Raw genomic sequence first — 13589 nt, 5'->3', positions numbered from 1 at the left:
TCGCCCACTTGTCGACCGCGAGGGCGGGAGGCACCCGCGATCTTCCCGAACCGGGGATGCCGCGGGGGCGGCGTCCGGGTCGGCGCACGCCCGGAGGGTTGCCCGAACGCACTGCTTTTACAGCCTAGTAGGCCGGGGCGCCTACAGATGACATCGCCAAAGGATGCCCCCATCGAAGGGAGGGATCCTCCTCATGGGGGCGGTCGATCGTGATCGACGACGTGAGGCGACACTCCGAACGGCGCGCCTGGCGCTCCCGTGGGGAATCGACCCACCGGCGAGGTTCGCACCGACTCGGCTACGGAGCCAGCCGCTCCGCCGCCGCGGCGATCCGCTCGTCGGTCGCCGTGAGCGAGAAGCGCACGTGGTTCGGGAAGTGGGTGCCGTAGAAGTGCCCGGGCCCGACCAGGATGCCCAGGTCGGCCAGCCGACCCACGCTCTCCCACGCGTCGCGGCCCTCGGTCGCCCAGAGGTACAGCCCGCCTTCGCTGCGGTCGATCGTGAAACCCGCGGCCTCGATCGCGGGCTTGAGGATCGCCCGCCGACGCGCGTACCGCTCGCGCTGCTCGACGACGTGCGCATCGTCGCCCAGGGCGACGGTCATCGCCCGCTGCACGGGGGCCGGAGGAATGAGACCGAGATGCTTGCGACCGGTCAGCAGTCGCTCCACCAGGGCCGCGTCACCGGCGAGGAATGCCGCACGGTATCCGGCGAGGTTCGACTGCTTGCTCAGCGAGTACACCGACAGCACACCGGTGAAGTCGTCGCCCACGACAGCCGGGTCGAGCACGCTGGGCACCCGCTCGCGGTCCCACGGCGCGTCCCACCCGAGTTCGGCGTAGCACTCGTCGGACGCGAGGACCGCACCGAGCTCGCGCGCCCGGGTCACGGCATCCGTCAGCTCCGCCGCCGACAGCACGCGACCGTCGGGGTTACCCGGCGAGTTGATCCACACCAGACGCGTGTGGGCAGGCCAATCGGAGGGATCATCGGATGCCACGGCCTCGGCGCCGACGAGACGGGCACCCACCTCGTAGGTCGGGTACGCGGCGCGCGGGTGCACGACGGCATCGCCAGGACCGAGGCCCAGCAGCAGCGGCAACAGCGCCACGAGTTCTTTCGATCCGACCGTCGGAAGGGCGTTCGCGGCCGTCAGGCCCGGGACTCCGCGGCGACGGGCGTACCAGTCGACGATCGCCTCGCGCAGCGCCGGCGTGCCGGCCGTCTGCGGGTACGCGTGCGCGTCGGTCGCGTCGGCGAGGGCCGTGGCGATGACGTCGGGCGTCGGGTCGACGGGCGAACCGATCGACAGGTCGACGATGCCGGCAGAGTGTCGCCGCGCGCGCTCCGCGTACGGGGCGACGGCGTCCCAGGGGTAGTCGGCGAGGTCGGCGACGCCCACGGCTCAGTGGGCCTGCGGGGGAAGCGCGGTGATGACGGGGTGGTCCTTGGCGATCACGCCGACCTTCGCCGCTCCACCGGGCGAGCCGATGTCGTCGAAGAACTCGACGTTGGCCTTGTAGTAATCGGACCACTCTTCGGGCAGGTCGTCTTCGTAGTAGATCGCCTCGACGGGGCAGACGGGCTCGCACGCACCGCAGTCGACGCATTCGTCGGGGTGGATGTACAGCGATCGTTCGCCCTCGTAGATGCAGTCGACGGGGCATTCGTCGATGCAGGCACGGTCCTTCACATCGACGCACGGGAGGGCGATCACGTAAGTCACGACCCCAGTCTAATCGCGCAGGAGCGACCGGCCTCGCCGCGCGGCCGCCGATGACCCCTGAGGCGTCACCGCGCGGTCGTGGCCGGGGCCGCGTTCGCGCCCGTGCCGACCTCGGGCTGCTGCTTCAGGTGCGAGAAGTCGGGCCAGAATGCCACGAAGACCATCAGCGCCGGGCCCACGATCGTCCACACCACGGGGATCCATTCGGTGCCCGGGGTAGGGGCTGAGACGATGGCCGACCCGCCGGGACCCACCTGCGAGAACAGATACGTCGCCGCCGAGATGCCGAACCCGCCGGCCAGCGCGTTGATCCGGTCCCCCGTCAGCACGCGCAACGCGATCAACAGCGCCGCGCTGCCGATCGTGGCCAGGATCAGTCCCAGCGGCACGGGCCCGAGGCGGTACGCCTGCGCGACCGTGCCGGCCGCCCCGTAGAAGGCGCCGACCAGCAGCGCCACGACCCAACCGACGATGCGCAGGATGCCAGAGTTCATCGCGTCAGTTTAGGCGCGACGCCTTTGCGCCGAGAGAACCCCCGGTCACGCCGCCCACCCCCACAGGCGCAGCAGCGCCGCGGTGACCGCGGCCGCCACGACCACGATGAGGAACGGGGCGCGCGCCCACAGCAGCAGCGCCGCGACCGCGACGGCCGGCAGTCGCGCGTCGAGGACGATCTCCGAGCCCGCCGCCACCGTCTGCACGATCACCAGCGCCGACAGCAGTGCCACGGTCAGCAGATCGGCGATGCGCGCCGGGCGGGGTGCCTCGAGCCAGTGCGCGGGAGTGAGGTAGCCGACGCCCTTCAGGGCGACGCAGATCACCGAGGCCAGGAGCACGGCGGTCCACAGGGTCATGGCATCCCCTTCTCTTCGGCGACGACTCCGGGAGCGGACGTGGGGCGGCGCGGATCGAACAGCCCCACCGCGACCGCGACGCCCGCGGCGGCGATGACGGGGATGCCCGGCATGAGCACGGGGGTGAGGGCGGCGGCGACGACCGCCGCACCCGCGGCCACCGCGATCGGCTCGCGCCCCCGCAGCCGGGGCCACAGCAGCGCGAGGAACGCCGCCGCCGCGGCCGCATCGAGGCCGTATGTGCGCGGGTCGCCCAGCACGTCGCCGAGCAGTGCTCCCAGGAGGGTCGAGATGTTCCAGCCGATCCAGATCGCGACGCCGGTGACCCAGAACCCCCACTGGCGTGCGCGCGGCATGGACTGCGCAAGGCCCACGGCCACCGATTCGTCGATCGTGAACTGCGTCGCGCCGGCCTTGCGCCAGAATCCGCCCGCCACGACGGGAGCCATCCGCATCGCGTACGCGGCGTTGCGCACGCCCAGCAGCACCGACGACGCGATCGCGGCGGGAGCGGCGGCCGCGCCGCCGGCGGCGATGACACCGACGAAGGCGAACTGCGACCCACCCGTGAACATCAGCAGGCTCAGCACGCACGTCTGCCAGACGTCGAGTCCGGAGGCCACCGACAGGGCGCCGAACGACACGCCGTAGGCGCTCGTCGCGAGCGCGACGGCGAGCCCCTGGCGAGCGGCAACACCCTCGGGTGTTCGGTAGAACGAACGCATGGTCAAGATCGTGAACGCTTGAGCGGCGTTCGTCAAGTCGAACGATCGTTGAGCATAATGAACGCATGACCGATCTGAGCGACCGCATCGCTGCGACCCTGCGTCGCGAGCGCGAACGACGCGATCTGAGCGTCTCGGAGCTCGCCCGCCGCGCGGGCGTCGCGAAAGCGACGGTCTCGCAGCTCGAGAACGGCGGGGGCAATCCCAGCGTCGAAACGCTCTGGGCGCTCGCCACCGCCCTCGAGGTGCCCTTCGCGGTGCTCGTCGACGAGGGCGTGCGCTCCCCCACGCTCATCCGCGCCGGTGAGGCCACCGCGGCCGTGTCGTCCTCGGCATCCGACTATCTCGCCGTGCTCCTGTCGGCGAGCCCGCCGCACGCCCGCCGCGACATCTACCTGCTCAGCGCCGAACCCGGCACGCCACGCCTGTCGGAGCCCCACCCCCGCGGCACGATCGAGCACGTCGTGCTCGTGACCGGTCGCGGCCTCGTCGGCCCGGTCGACGCCCCCTACGAGCTGTCCCCCGGCGACTACCTCTCGTACCCCGGCGACGCTCCGCACGTGTTCGAGGCGCTGGAGCCGGGCATGAGCGTCGTCTGCGTCGTCGAGTCGCGCTGAGCCCACCGCTCGCGCCGCAGCACCCGTCGAGCCCCCCGCGCCACGCCCACGCCGAGCCCCCAGCGCCACAACCCCGTTGAGTGTCCAGGACACGCCGCCACGGCGCGGGCACGCGCGGCGCGTCTTGGACACTCAACGGGAAACGAGCGCCGCGCGCGCAAAACGGCCCCGCGCCACCGCCCAGCCACTCGCGTCGCACCCACGCCGAGCCGCAAGCGCCGCAACCACGCCGAGCCCCCCAGCGCCACAACCCCGTTGAGTGTCCACGACACGCCGCCCCCGCACCGGCACACACGGCGCGTCTTGGACACTCAACGGGGAATCAACCTCGCGGAAACGCGAACGGGCCCGCGTCAGCGCTCAGGCCGCATCCGCGCCCAGCCCAGCCGAGCACTGCCCGGCCCCGCCCCAGCGCCACAACCGCTCGAGTGTCCAGAACACGCCGCCACCGCCCGAGGCACAGCGGCGTGTCCTGGACACTCAACCGGGGGGACGAACGCCGCAGAAACGCGAAACGGCCCCGCCCAGCCGGAGCTGGTGCGGGGCCGTCGTGGATGCAGACGCTTACGCGTTGGCATCCTGACGCTTCAGGCGCGAGGCGGAGCGTCCGCGCTCGGTCGCGTCGAGCACGACCTTGCGGATACGCACGGCCTCGGGGGTGACCTCGACGCATTCGTCGTCGCGAGCGAACTCGAGGCTCTCCTCGAGCGTCAGCAGGCGCGGGGGCGTCATCGACTCGAACGAGTCGGAGCTGGCCGCACGCATGTTGGTCAGCTTCTTCTCTTTGGTGATGTTGACGTCCATGTCGTCGGCGCGCGAGTTCTCGCCGATGACCATGCCCTCGTAGACCTCCTGCGTCGGCTGCACGAAGAACGACATGCGCTCCTGCAGACCGATCATCGCGAAGGGGGTGACGACGCCCATGCGGTCGGCGACGATCGAGCCGTTCTGACGGGTCGAGATGTGACCGGCCCAGGGCTCGTAGCCGTGCGAGATCGCGTTGGCGATACCGGTGCCGCGCGTGGTGGTGAGGAACTCGGTGCGGAAGCCGATCAGGCCGCGCGAGGGGACGACGAACTCCATGCGCACCCAGCCGGTGCCGTGGTTCGTCATGTTGTCCATGCGACCCTTACGGCCGGCGAGCAGCTGCGTGATCGCGCCGAGGTACTCCTCGGGCGAGTCGATGGTGAGGTGCTCGAACGGCTCGTAGGTCTTGCCGTCGATCTTCTTCGTGACCACCTGCGGCTTGCCGACGGTGAGCTCGAAGCCCTCGCGGCGCATGTTCTCGACGAGGATCGCGAGGGCGAGCTCTCCGCGGCCCTGCACCTCCCACGCGTCGGGGCGTCCGATGTCGACGACCTTCAGCGAGACGTTACCGATCAGCTCGCGGTCGAGGCGGTCCTTGACCATGCGGGCGGTGAGCTTGTGACCCTTCACCTTGCCCATGAGGGGCGAGGTGTTCGTGCCGATGGTCATCGAGATGGCCGGGTCGTCGACCGTGATGGCCTTGAGGGGCCGCACGTCTTCGGGGTCGGCGATGGTCTCGCCGATGGTGATGTCGGGGAAACCGGCGATGGCGACGATGTCGCCGGGGCCGGCGTCGTCGGCCGGGTAGCGCTCCAGCGCGCGGGTCTTCAGCAGCTCGGTGATGCGGGCGTTGCTGGTGGTGCCGTCGGCACGGACCCACGCGACCGTCTGACCCTTCTTCAGGGTGCCGTTGAACACGCGCAGCAGCGCGAGGCGGCCGAGGAAGGGGCTCGAGTCGAGGTTGGTGACCCACGCCTGCAGCGGCGCCTCGTCGTCGTACGACGGGGCCGGAACGTGCTCGAGGATCGCGCCGAAGAGCGGCTCGAGGTCGTCGTTGTCGGGCAGGGAGCCGTCGGCGGGACGGTTCAGCGACGCGGCTCCCGCGCGACCCGAGGCGTACACGACGGGGACGTCGAGCAGGGCGTCGACGTCGAGGTCGGGAACGTCGTCGACCAGGTCGGACGCGAGACCGAGCAGCAGGTCGTGCGCCTCTTCTTCGACCTCGCCGATACGCGCGTCGGGTCGGTCGGTCTTGTTCACCAGCAGGATGACGGGGAGCTTGGCCTCGAGGGCCTTGCGCAGCACGAAGCGGGTCTGGGGCAGCGGGCCCTCGGACGCGTCGACGAGCAGCACGACGCCGTCGACCATCGACAGGCCGCGCTCGACCTCGCCACCGAAGTCGGCGTGGCCCGGGGTGTCGATCACGTTGATCGTGACCGGCACGTCGCTGTGGACGCCGTTGTAGGTGATCGCCGTGTTCTTGGCGAGGATCGTGATGCCCTTTTCGCGCTCGAGGTCGTTCGAGTCCATCGCGCGTTCTTCGATGTGCGCGTGGTCGCCGAACGAGCCGGTCTGGCGGAGCATGGCGTCGACGAGAGTCGTCTTGCCGTGGTCGACGTGCGCGACGATCGCGACGTTGCGGAGGTCAGGACGAAGGGCGTGCGCCATGGAGGGTCTCCAGGAAAATTCGGGGTGGCGCCCGGAATCGGGCTCCCCTAGTCTACCGGGCGCCCGCCGCGCAGCCTGGCAGACAGCAGAAAGGGGCGGGATTCCTCGGAATCCCGCCCCTTTCCGACACCTCAGGAGGCCGGGTTGTCCTTCAGCAGCTCGTGGCGAAGCTCGCGGCGAGCGGCCTGGACCTCGACATCGGGCACCGGGATCGCGGCGATGAGTCGCTGCGTGTACTGCTGCTTCGGTGCGCGCAGGATCTGATCGCGGGTGCCCTGCTCGGCGATCTTGCCGCGGTTGAGCACCACGATGCGATCTGCCATGGCATCCACGACGGCGAGGTCGTGGCTGATGAACAGGCACGCGAAACGGTGCTCCTTCTGCAGCTCGCTGAGAAGTTCGAGCACGCGGGCCTGCACCGACACGTCGAGCGCGCTCGTGGGCTCGTCGGCGACCAGCAGACGCGGCTGCAGCGAGAGGGCGCGCGCGATGCCCACGCGCTGCTTCTGCCCGCCCGACAGCTCGTGCGGGTAACGGTTGCGGTAGCTGCGCGGAAGACGCACCTCGTCGAGCAGCTTCTCGATGCGCGCGTCGAGCTCGGCGCCCTTGGCCTCGCCGGCGAGGAACAGCGGCTCGCCGATGGACTCGCCGATCGGCAGGCGCGGGTTCAGCGACGACGACGGGTCCTGGAACACGATGCCCACGCGGCGGCGCAGCGACTTGATGAGCTTGCGCGAGCCGCTCGAGATGTCGACGCCGTCGACCACCAGACGACCGTCGGCGATGGGCTGCAGACCGATGGCGGCGCGGCCGATGGTCGACTTGCCCGATCCCGACTCTCCGACCAGTCCGACGATCTCGCCCTCGGCGATGCCCAGCGTGACGTCGTCGACGGCGCGGAAGGCGGCGACGCGTCCTTTCTTGCCGTACTCGATCGAGACGTTGTCGAGCTGCAGCACCGGGTGGGCGATCTCGGGGGCGGCGACGGCGAGGGCGATCGTCTCGGTGCGGGCGGGACCACTGGCCACCGCGGTGGCCAATGCCTCGACGACGTCGACCGTGGCTTCGCCCTCGAGGGTCTCGCCCAGGCGCGGGACCGAGGCCAGCAGTTCCTTCGTGTAGGCGTCCTGCGGGTCGCCCAGCACCTTCGCGGCGGGGCCCTGCTCGACGATGTCGCCGGACTTCATCACGACGATCCAGTCCGCGAGGTCGGCCACGACGCCCATGTCGTGCGTGATGAGCAGCACGGCCGAGTCGAGGCGGTCGCGCAGGTCGCGGATGAGATCGAGGATCTCGGCCTGCACGGTCACGTCGAGCGCGGTCGTGGGCTCATCGGCGATGAGCAGCGCCGGCTCCAGGCTGATCGACTGCGCGATCATGGCGCGCTGGCGCTGGCCGCCCGACAGCTGGTGCGGGTACGAGGCGAAGGCTTTGGCCGGGTCGGGGAGCCCGACCATCTCGAGCAGTTCCATCGCGCGGGCCTTGGCCTGCGTGGGAGCGATGGGGGTGTGCGCGCGCAGCGCCTCGATGATCTGCGACCCCACCGTCAGCACGGGGTTCAGGGCCGTCATCGGCTCCTGGAAGATCGCCGCGACCTCGGGACCGCGCAGCTGCCGCATCTGCGATGCCGACAGGCCGGTGACCTCGCGGCCGTTGACCTTGATGCTGCCGGTGACGCGGCTGTTGCGCGGCAGCAGGTCGAGCACGGCCATCGAGCTGACGCTCTTGCCCGAGCCCGACTCGCCGACCACCGCGACGACCTGGCCGCGCGCGATCGAGTAGGTGAGGTGCTTCGCGGCGGGAACCCACACGTCGTCGACCGCGAAGTCGACGCTGACGTCGGTCATCTCGAGGGCGGGGATGGCCGCCTTCTCGGTCGTGCTCATGAGAATGTCCTCTCGGTCCCGCCGAGCGGGAGTGAGTGATCGGGGAATGAAAGAATCGGAGGATGCCACGCCAGACGTTCCGTTCGACGTTCACCCGAGTCCTGTGCGGCATCGTCTGGGCGATCATCGCCGTCGTGGCGATCGGTCTGCTCGTCACGCCCGGGGCGAGCGAGGCGCCCGCCCTCGTGATCGTGGGCGCGCTGGGAGCGGCCGCCCTGGTCACCGGCATCCTGTGGTCGCCGTCGGTGTCCGTCGACGACGACGGCGTGCAGGTCGACAACATCGCCCTGCGCTATTTCGTGCCGTGGGCTGCGCTCATCCACGTCGACACGCGGTACTCGCTGCAGCTGCACACGCCCGGTCGTCGTATCGGCGTCACCGCCGCACCGGCGCCCGGCGCGACCGGATCGCTCCGCGCCGCCCGCGCCCACCGCCGCAGCGACAGCCCGTCGACGCCGCAGACGCGCCCCGGCGAGCTGCCGAACACCGACTCCGGACGCGCCGCCGAGATGGTGCGCACCCGCTGGCACGCGCTGCGCGAAGCCGGACGCATCGAGGCGGGCGTCGCCGAGAACGTCCGTGTGCACGTGGGCGTCCGCACGGGCAACCTCGTGCTGCTCGTGGCCGGCGCGGCCGGTCTCGTCGCGGCGGTCGCCCTGGGCTGACACCCGCGCGAAGGCGAGCGTCATGACGACGGGGTCTCCGGGTGCACCCGCGCCTGCGTGCTCGCGGGAGCGGTGGTCGACGACGCCGAGGTCTCTTTCGTGCGACGCAGCGAGAAGCGCTTCTGACGCGGGTCGAACGCGTCGCGCAGGCCGTCGCCGACGAAGTTGACCAGCACCGCCAGCAGCACGATGAACACCGCGGGCCACCAGAACAGCCACGGGCGCGTCGAGAACGCGGACTGGTTGTCGGAGATGATCAGGCCCAGCGACACGTCGGGCGGGCGCACGCCGAGCTGCAGGTAGCTCAACGCGGTCTCGAGCAGGATCGCCGAGGCGGCGAGGAGCGTCGCCGCCACGATGACCACGCCGATGGCGTTGGGCAAAATGTGCTTGAAGATGATGCGCGCGTCGCTGGCACCCGCCACGCGGGCGGCCTCGACGAACTCGCGCTCGCGCAGCGACAGGAACTCGGCGCGCACCAGGCGGGCGATCGTCGTCCACGACACCATCGCGAGGAAGAACGCCAGCGGGATCACACCGAGACCGCCCGTCGCGCGACCGACGACGGCGCCGATCACGATGATCGGGATGACGATGAACACGTCGGTGATGCGCATGAGGACGGCATCCACCCAGCCGCGGTAGTACCCGGCGAGGGCGCCGATGACGGTGCCGACCGTGGTGCCCACGAAGCTGATGATGATCATCACGAGGATCGAGTTCTGGATGCCGCGCATGGTCATCGCGAAGTAGTCGATGCCGATGCGGTCCTGGCCGAACGGGTGCTCGCCCAGCGAGAAGGGGAAGACCGACAGCGTCGGCGCCCCGCCGTCGTTCTGCGGGTTCAGCGACGTGTAGTCGTATTTCCACCAGCCGGGGATGGGCCCCAGGCCGATCGCCGAGATCGAGAAGATCGCCAGCAGCACGAACAGGATGCCGGAGACGACGGAGATCTTGTTCGACAGGAAGCGACGCAGGACGAGCCGTCCCTGGCTCACCCCGACGGTGTCGCGCTCGTCGGCCGGGACCGGCGCATCGACGTTCGCGGGTTCGGGAAGCATCTGAGTCATCGGGAGACCTCCGGGAATCGGACGGCGGCGATCATGCGACCACTCGCACTCGGGGTCGAGCGCCGCGTAGGCGAGATCGGCCAGGAAGTTGAAGACGATGGCGGTGATCGCGATGACGATGAAGTAGCCCATCACCGGGTTCACGTCCACACGCTGGATGGAGGTCACGAACAGCTGACCCATGCCCGAGATCGCGAAGACCTTCTCGGTGATGACCGCGCCACCCAGGAGGGCTCCGACGTCGGTTGCAACGAGCGTCACGATCGGGATGAGCATGTTGCGCAGGCCGTGGCGCAGGATGACCGTCCGCTCCGGCAGACCCTTGGCGCGGGCCGTGCGGATGAAGTCCTGGTTCATCACCTCGAGCATGCCGGCGCGGGCGTAGCGCGTGTATCCCGCGAACGAGATCAGCAGCAGCGAGATCGTCGGGAGCAGCAGGTGCGTGAAGCTGTCGATGCCCGTGATCCACATGTCGCCGTTGAACCCGGGGGTGACGGCGCCGACCGTCGCGATGGGGCGACCGTTGATGCGCGGGTTGTTGACGTATGCCGGCCACGACTGCATGTAGCGGTCGAGGATCACGAGCGCGAACGACAGGAACGCCACGAGGCCGCCGATGCGCGCGGTCATGCCGCGGTCGGGGGCGCCGAGCAGGTAGCCCGTGGCGAGACCGACGACCACGGCGACCAGGCCGATGATGATGATCGTCGCGGGCGTGGAGATGTCGAACAGTCCCTGCAGCAGGAAGAAGCAGAGGTACGAGATCGCGCCGTTGAGCGCCGCGACGATGAGGGCGCGACGGTTGGTGAGCCCGGCGATGAGGGCCGTGACGATGACGACCACACCGGCGATGATCAGCAGCAGGCCCACGGGACCGAAGCCGGGGTTGCGGAACCAGTCGGTGACGTTGAAGTACACCAGCAGCGCCACGGTCGCCGCGGCGGCGGTGGCGCCGACGATCAGGCGACGACGCGCCTCGCCGCCGATCATGGCCTGCCAGACGACGGCCGACACGACCGCCAGGAGGACGATCACCCAGATCGGGATCGAGGTGGCCGACTCGAGGAAACTGTTGAAGCCGAGGGCCAGGAACTCCTTCAGCAGCACCGCCACGAGGAACGACGGCAGCGAGAAGAGGAAGAAGCTCAGCAGCGTGATGCCGAAGTCGAAGCCGCTGTACTGGCGCAGAGCCGAGACGACACCGACCACGATGCCCAGCACGATCGCCAGCACGAACGACGCCGTCACGAGCTGGAGGGTGGAGCCGACCGCGGTGGGCAGAATGTCGAGGACGGGGGCATTGCTGATCGTCAGACCCAGGTTGCAGGTTCCGGCGAAGGGGATGAGGCAGCCGGCGGCGCCGCCCAGCCAGAGGAAGTAACGCAGCGGCGCGGGCACGTTCAGATCGAGCGCGGCGACGCGGGCGGCGATCAGCTGGTCGCGGTTGGCGGCGGTGCTGTCGCGGAGGTCCTGGAGGGGGTCGCCGGCGTTGGCGGCGAGCACGTACATGATGAACGATGCTGCAAGCAGAACCAGGATCGAGACGGCGATGCGCCTGAGAATGAATCCGACCATCGCGGGAGGTCTTCTTTCGATCGGGTGACGGACGCGGAGACGGCGCCCTGGAAAGGATAGTCGCGGGCGCGGCGCAGAGAGCGCGCCGCGCGCAGACGAAGTGAGGCGCCGGAGCCGAGCGACTCCGGCGCCTCACGAGGGATCAACGGGTCATCAACCCGCGAGCGTCCACTCCTGTGCGTTCCAGACGATGCCGGTCTGGCCGCCGAAGTAGTCGACGCCCGTCACGGAACCGTTGTCAGCGAACAGACCGGGCGACTGGAACAGCGGCAGACCGTAGAAGTCCTTCGCCGTGGCCGTGTCGATCTGCACCTTGAGGTCGGCCAGCTTGGTCGTGTCGACCGTGACCTGGGTCTCGTCGACGAGGGTGTCGACGGCCGAGTTGCTGTAGTTGTTGTAGTTACCGCCGCCGCCGCTCTTGAAGATCTGCGGGAGCGCGGCGTTACCGGCACCGGGCGAGACCCAACCGAAGATCGACGCGTCGTAGCTGCCGCTGCCGAGGAGCTTGCTCCAGTCGGGCGAACCGGCGTCCTCGATCACGAAGCCGGCCTGCTGCGCCGACTGCTGGATGGCGCGGAAGCTGTCGACACGGTTCGGGTTGTTGGTGTTGTAGAGGATGCGAACGGTCGGGGTGGCACCGTTGAGCAGCGCCTTGGCGCCCTCGATGTCGGGCTCGGTGAACGCGTCGTATCCGCTCGAGGAGACGGCGGTGGTGTACTGGTCGCCGTCGGTGGGCAGGAAGATCTGCGAGTTGAGCACGTTGGCGTCGGGGTTGACCGGCTTGATGATCGAGTCGAGGATCTGCTGGCGCGGGATCGTCTTGAGGAAGGCCTCACGGACGTTGGCGTCGGCGAAGACACCGCCGAAGGTCAGGTCGACGTGGTCGTACGCGAGCTGGCTGCCCGAGTGGACCGTGGCGTTCGCGTTCTCGAGCGCGGTCAGCGTGTCGGCGGAGGCCTGCGGCTGGATGGCCTGGACCTCACCGTTCTGGAGCGCCGTGACCTGAGCGTTCGAGTCACCGATGAAGCGGATGATCAGCTGGTCGTACGCGGGGGACATCTCGCCCTTGTAGTTGGGGTTCTTGCCCAGCGTGATGCTCTGCTCGGGCGTGAAGTCGGTCACGATGAACGGACCGCTCGCGACGAGCAGGCTCTGGTCGGTCGGCATGGCGGTGACGTCGTAGCCGGTGTTCCAGAAGTCGGCCGCGGCCTTGAGCGTCGCGTTGGGGGCGACGGGCGCGTCGGGGTTGCCCTCGGGCAGCGACTTGAGCAGGTCGACGAACTCGGACTCCGACACGCCGGCCTTCTCGGCGAGCACGTGGGCCGGCTTGCCGATCGGGTTGACGAGCTCGTAGTCCACGAAGGGCTGCGAGTACACCAGCGTCATCGACATGTTGTCGTCGCTGATCGTGGGGAAGGCGGTGGTGTCGAGACCCGCGGTGCTGCCGGCGAGGCTGAAGTACTGCGTGCCGCCGTTGGTGACCTCGCTGGTCGCGGGGTCGAGCTTGGCGTCATCGAAGTAGCCCGAGTTGATGGCCCAGTTGACGAGCATGTCATCGGCGTTGATGGGCTCGCCATCCGACCAGGTGAGACCCTCGTTGATCGTGTACTTGACCGTGAGGGGGTCCTCGGAGACCGTCTCGTACGTGCCGAAGTCGGTGTTGTCGAGGATCGAGAAGTCCTTGTCGAGACGCTGGAAGCCACCGAGGCCCAGGCCGCCGCTGACACCGGTCAGGTAACCGACCATGCCGTTGGTGTCGAGGTTGGCCTCGGGGGTGTCGCCGTTGAACGAGGTGAACGCGTTCGTCGTGGCGATGGTGACGGTGCCGCCGGTGGACGACGCACCGCCCTCGGGGGTGGCGGTGGTGGTGCAACCGGCAAGGGCCAGAGCCGCGACCGCGACTCCTGCTCCCGCCGTAAGGGCGCGCATGCGCCGAGTCTTTTCAGACACTTTGCCTCCAGTGCAGAGTGGACGGGCACCCCCGACACGCGAGTGG

The 13589-nt window shown here is 69.4% G+C and carries 11 protein-coding genes and 1 pseudogene; 2 read left to right on the top strand and 10 right to left on the bottom strand.

Translation table 11 applies throughout. The features are described from left to right. Positions 1–298 precede the first annotated feature (298 nt). From dapC to BJP65_RS15405, 5 genes are all read right to left on the bottom strand, one after another. Positions 299–1402, bottom strand: a complete 1104-nt coding sequence (gene dapC / locus BJP65_RS15425) for a succinyldiaminopimelate transaminase (protein WP_070409699.1) — start codon at positions 1400–1402, stop codon at positions 299–301. Between the two features lie 3 nt (positions 1403–1405). Next, complete coding sequence (gene fdxA / locus BJP65_RS15420; protein ID WP_055836218.1) at positions 1406–1726, bottom strand: ferredoxin; 321 nt, start codon at positions 1724–1726, stop codon at positions 1406–1408. A gap of 65 nt (positions 1727–1791) precedes the next feature. Continuing rightward, positions 1792–2220: a DUF6113 family protein gene (locus BJP65_RS15415; RefSeq protein WP_070409698.1), complete on the bottom strand. Its 429-nt coding sequence runs from the start codon at positions 2218–2220 to the stop codon at positions 1792–1794. Between the two features lie 45 nt (positions 2221–2265). Beyond that, positions 2266–2580, bottom strand: a complete 315-nt coding sequence (locus tag BJP65_RS15410) for an AzlD domain-containing protein (protein ID WP_055836212.1) — start codon at positions 2578–2580, stop codon at positions 2266–2268. Continuing rightward, positions 2577–3305, bottom strand: coding sequence for an AzlC family ABC transporter permease (locus BJP65_RS15405; RefSeq protein ID WP_070410057.1), 729 nt, complete (start codon positions 3303–3305; stop codon positions 2577–2579). Before BJP65_RS15405 ends, BJP65_RS15410 begins: the two co-directional genes overlap by 4 nt. Positions 3306–3370: 65 nt before the next feature. On the opposite strand from BJP65_RS15405, the gene BJP65_RS15400 reads away from it, so the two are divergent. Next, positions 3371–3922 carry a helix-turn-helix domain-containing protein gene (locus BJP65_RS15400; RefSeq protein WP_055836207.1) on the top strand — a complete coding sequence of 184 codons (552 nt, stop codon included), beginning with the start codon at positions 3371–3373 and terminating at the stop codon, positions 3920–3922. 564 nt (positions 3923–4486) lie between these two features. Here the strand turns inward: BJP65_RS15400 and typA are convergent. After that, the gene (gene typA, locus BJP65_RS15395) at positions 4487–6397 is read right to left on the bottom strand and encodes a translational GTPase TypA (RefSeq protein WP_055836205.1); all 1911 of its coding nucleotides are present in this window, start codon (positions 6395–6397) and stop codon (positions 4487–4489) included. Positions 6398–6528: 131 nt separating this feature from the next. After that, the gene (locus tag BJP65_RS15390) at positions 6529–8283 is read right to left on the bottom strand and encodes an ABC transporter ATP-binding protein (RefSeq protein WP_055836202.1); all 1755 of its coding nucleotides are present in this window, start codon (positions 8281–8283) and stop codon (positions 6529–6531) included. 62 nt (positions 8284–8345) lie between these two features. On the opposite strand from BJP65_RS15390, the gene BJP65_RS15385 reads away from it, so the two are divergent. Further along, entirely contained in the window at positions 8346–8948 is a 603-nt protein-coding gene (locus tag BJP65_RS15385; protein WP_070409697.1) for a PH domain-containing protein, read from the top strand. Positions 8949–8968: 20 nt separating this feature from the next. On the opposite strand, the gene BJP65_RS17115 is transcribed toward BJP65_RS15385, so the two are convergent. The 3 genes and pseudogenes from BJP65_RS17115 to BJP65_RS15370 all read right to left on the bottom strand — a co-directional run bounded on the left by BJP65_RS17115 (position 8969) and on the right by BJP65_RS15370 (position 13522). Next, the gene (locus tag BJP65_RS17115) at positions 8969–10018 is read right to left on the bottom strand and encodes an ABC transporter permease (protein WP_055836196.1); all 1050 of its coding nucleotides are present in this window, start codon (positions 10016–10018) and stop codon (positions 8969–8971) included. Positions 10019–11023: 1005 nt separating this feature from the next. Next, positions 11024–11527, bottom strand: a pseudogene (locus BJP65_RS17110) (ABC transporter permease); the annotation flags it as partial. Positions 11528–11746: 219 nt separating this feature from the next. Then, positions 11747–13522 (bottom strand): ABC transporter family substrate-binding protein, encoded by a 1776-nt coding sequence (locus BJP65_RS15370; RefSeq protein WP_070409696.1) that lies wholly within the window; start codon positions 13520–13522, stop codon positions 11747–11749. Between the last annotated feature and the right edge of the window lie 67 nt (positions 13523–13589).

The organism is Microbacterium sp. BH-3-3-3, from assembly GCF_001792815.1.
GTDB lineage: Bacteria > Actinomycetota > Actinomycetes > Actinomycetales > Microbacteriaceae > Microbacterium.
This window is presented reverse-complemented; position numbering and strand designations above follow the sequence as displayed.

What these genes read in the sequence shown, in the direction of transcription:
- BJP65_RS15410 (WP_055836212.1), bottom strand. Translation starts at nt 2,580, where the DNA reads ATGACCCTGTGGACCGCCGTGCTCCTGGCCTCGGTGATCTGCGTCGCC.
- BJP65_RS17115 (WP_055836196.1), bottom strand. Translation starts at nt 10,018, where the DNA reads ATGACTCAGATGCTTCCCGAACCCGCGAACGTCGATGCGCCGGTCCCG.
- BJP65_RS15390 (WP_055836202.1), bottom strand. Translation starts at nt 8,283, where the DNA reads ATGAGCACGACCGAGAAGGCGGCCATCCCCGCCCTCGAGATGACCGAC.
- BJP65_RS15415 (WP_070409698.1), bottom strand. Translation starts at nt 2,220, where the DNA reads ATGAACTCTGGCATCCTGCGCATCGTCGGTTGGGTCGTGGCGCTGCTG.
- typA (WP_055836205.1), bottom strand. Translation starts at nt 6,397, where the DNA reads ATGGCGCACGCCCTTCGTCCTGACCTCCGCAACGTCGCGATCGTCGCG.
- BJP65_RS15370 (WP_070409696.1), bottom strand. Translation starts at nt 13,522, where the DNA reads ATGCGCGCCCTTACGGCGGGAGCAGGAGTCGCGGTCGCGGCTCTGGCC.
- BJP65_RS15385 (WP_070409697.1), top strand. Translation starts at nt 8,346, where the DNA reads ATGCCACGCCAGACGTTCCGTTCGACGTTCACCCGAGTCCTGTGCGGC.
- BJP65_RS15400 (WP_055836207.1), top strand. Translation starts at nt 3,371, where the DNA reads ATGACCGATCTGAGCGACCGCATCGCTGCGACCCTGCGTCGCGAGCGC.
- BJP65_RS15405 (WP_070410057.1), bottom strand. Translation starts at nt 3,305, where the DNA reads ATGCGTTCGTTCTACCGAACACCCGAGGGTGTTGCCGCTCGCCAGGGG.